The 1,988-nt window shown below is 69.8% G+C and carries 1 protein-coding gene and 3 pseudogenes; 1 reads left to right on the top strand and 3 read right to left on the bottom strand.

Translation table 11 applies throughout. The annotated features are described in order from the left end of the window. Window positions 1-112 precede the first annotated feature (112 nt). Window positions 113-412: pseudogene (locus QMK24_RS41145) on the top strand (transposase); the annotation flags it as partial. Window positions 413-447: 35 nt separating this feature from the next. On the opposite strand, the pseudogene QMK24_RS41140 reads toward QMK24_RS41145, so the two are convergent. From QMK24_RS41140 to QMK24_RS41130, 3 genes and pseudogenes are all read right to left on the bottom strand, one after another. After that, window positions 448-687, bottom strand: a pseudogene (locus QMK24_RS41140) (DNA helicase); the annotation flags it as partial. A gap of 82 nt (window positions 688-769) precedes the next feature. Next, window positions 770-1,672, bottom strand: coding sequence for a DUF6083 domain-containing protein (locus QMK24_RS41135; protein WP_283472032.1), 903 nt, complete (start codon window positions 1,670-1,672; stop codon window positions 770-772). Between the two features lie 61 nt (window positions 1,673-1,733). Further along, window positions 1,734-1,988 (bottom strand): annotated as a pseudogene (locus tag QMK24_RS41130) (IS5/IS1182 family transposase); the annotation flags it as partial.

Genomic DNA, 1,988 nt, shown 5'->3' with positions numbered 1-1,988 from the left:
GCCCGGCCGGTGCACGGTCCGGCACACTCGCACCCTGCGACCGGACAACGGGTGGAAGGGGTGCGTCACCAGCAGCGAATCTGCAGGAACGTCACGAAGAGGGGCACTCTGCCGTGTCCTCTGGGAAAACGCCTGGGCCGAGTTCGTGCCATTCCTGCAGTTCGACGTCGAGATCCGCAAGATCGTGTGCACCACCAACGCCATCGAATCGGTGAACGCCCGCATCCGCAAGGCCGTCCGCGCCCGGGGGCATTTCCCGAACGAGCAAGCTGCCCTGAAGTGCGTCTACATGGCCGTCATGAGCCTGGACCCCACCGGGCACGGACGCAAACGCTGGACCATGCGATGGAAGCCCGCACTGCAGGCTTTTGACATCGCCTTCGACGGCCGACTCTCCATCGGCCGCCGGTAACTCACACAACCCGAGTTACACCGATGGCTGGACAGACCCGATCGCGCGTAGGCCAGGGCGTGGGCGGTTTTGCAGAGCACGGTGCGGGGGAAGCGGGTGGCGGCGTCGAGGGCGATGGCTTTGTTGAAGGCGATGTAGCGGCCGCGGCGTTGGGTCCGCGAGGCGAGGAGGAGCAGGGTGCTGGTCTTTCCGGTTCCGGCGCCGGCTTGCAGGGCGAGGTGGTCGCCGGCGTGGAAGAGGTCGGCGGCTGTGGTTTGTTCGTCGGTGGGGTTCAGCACGGGTTGCTCCGGTGGGGGTTGGAGGGTGGTGTGCCCGGCCCGTGTGGGGCTCGTGGGCGCGGTGTGCGGCTGCGTGCGGTCAGGTTGGCGGCGGATGCCGTGGCGGAGGTTCCGGCAGGCCATGGCCGCCTGCGGCGTGGTGGAGGGTGTCGAAGGGTTGGGGGTGGATGTGTTGGTGGTGCACGAAGGTGTCGAAGGGTTCCCGGCCGGTCAGGGCGGTGTCTGCGGCGGAGGGTGTGGCGGCGTGTGTGGGGCAGCGCTGGGCGCGCCAGCGCAGTTGCTCGGCGTACGGCAGTTGGTTGAGGTCGTAGGCGGCCATCACAGTGGGGGTGCTCGGTGCGGTCAGGTGCCCGGTGGTGGCGGGTGTGGGGATGCAGATCCAGGTGCCTGGTGTGGTTCGTGGTGCGAGCAGGGGCTGGGTGCAACGGTGGCGGGCGCGGGTCTGGGCTACGCAGGTGATCTGGTCGACGGGTGCGGGGGCGAGGTAGAGCAGGTGGAGGAGTTGAACCGCGGGGCGGCGGGGAGGTGTCTGTGCCGGGTCGGTGGCGGGCGGGGTTTGGCGTGGGGTGAATCGGCCGGTGTCGAGGAGGCGGCGGGTGTTGAGCGCCAGGTTCCTGCGGGCCTCCTGCAGGCCCGGGACCCCGGGGTTGGGCGTGGCGGGACACAGGGCGTGGTGGTGTACCCGGCACCAGGGCGAGCCGTCCTGGGTCGGTCGGGCCGCTCCGGACAAGACGTGCCAGCGCTGGTCGTCCGGGACCAGGTGGGTGGGTAGTTCGCCGGGGTGCAGGGGGACAGCGCGGTCGCTGTCGCGGTAGTACCACTCGACGCGGTTGCCGCAGGCGGTGCAGCGGCCGGTCTGGCCGGAGCGCAGGAGTTTGGTGGGGCTGTCGGGGCTGACGCGCAGGGCGCGCGGGGGACGGCGGTTCTTGGGGGTGCCGTCCCAGGCGAAGCCGTCAGCGGCGGGGTTGTTGGTGGCGCGCATGCGGTGAACGTCGCAGGCGACACGCCGTCGCCGCTGCAGCTAAGACCGACCGGCAAATGGATCACTTGAGCCGCCGGGTGGTGGGGCGGCCGTCCCAGCGATAGCGGCTCGTCGCTCGGCGGATCAGCATACGGAGCGTGACGAGGGCTGCGGCGAGGTAGAGGTAGAAGTCGACGACGCTGCCGCTCTTTTCCGTGCAACGCCGGAGCTTGCCGTAGGCGTTCATCCACGAGTGGGTGCGCTCGACCACCCAGCGTTTGCCGGCCTGGATCGGTGCCGGCACACCCTTGCGTGCGATCTCGGCTGTGAAGCCCAA

This window comes from Streptomyces sp. PH10-H1, assembly GCF_030063355.1.
Lineage (GTDB): Bacteria > Actinomycetota > Actinomycetes > Streptomycetales > Streptomycetaceae > Actinacidiphila.
This window is presented reverse-complemented; position numbering and strand designations above follow the sequence as displayed.